Annotated in this window: 2 pseudogenes; both read left to right on the top strand. The window is 30.3% G+C overall.

Annotated elements, in window-relative coordinates:
* Positions 1-191 (top strand): annotated as a pseudogene (locus HMPREF0072_RS10405) (ORF6N domain-containing protein); the annotation flags it as partial.
* 86 nt (positions 192-277) lie between these two features.
* Positions 278-435 (top strand): annotated as a pseudogene (locus HMPREF0072_RS10400) (replisome organizer); the annotation flags it as partial.

Here is a 435-nt window from a genome sequence, read left to right as displayed (position 1 = left end):
GTAAAAAATACCATGATAGATACATTGCCATAGACTATGGAACGGGAAATGAAGCCTTTTATCTTTGCGGAGCATCATCAAAGGATGCAGGAAATAAAATATCAAGTATTACCAAGATAGAAGAATCTTCTAAAGATATGTACCATGATATGTTTAGTAAGATGTTAAATAATAAAGACTTAAAAATTTAATATATAATTATGGAAAAATCATAACAATACGCAAGGCGGTAGAAGTAAAACTATCGTCTTTTTTATTTGAAGAAAGGTAGGAGAGTATGGCAGATAAAAGAATGTTTTCACTAAAGATAGTAAATAGCGACTTATTTTTGGATATGCCACTAAGTAGTCAATGTCTATATTTTCATCTATCAATGAGGGCAGATGATGATGGTTTTGTAAATAACCCTAAGAAAATCATCAAGATTATAGGAGC

It is taken from the genome of Anaerococcus lactolyticus ATCC 51172, assembly GCF_000156575.1.
GTDB lineage: Bacteria > Bacillota > Clostridia > Tissierellales > Peptoniphilaceae > Anaerococcus > Anaerococcus lactolyticus.
The sequence above is the reverse complement of the archived record's forward strand: the minus strand, read 5'-3'. Positions and strand labels throughout refer to the sequence as shown.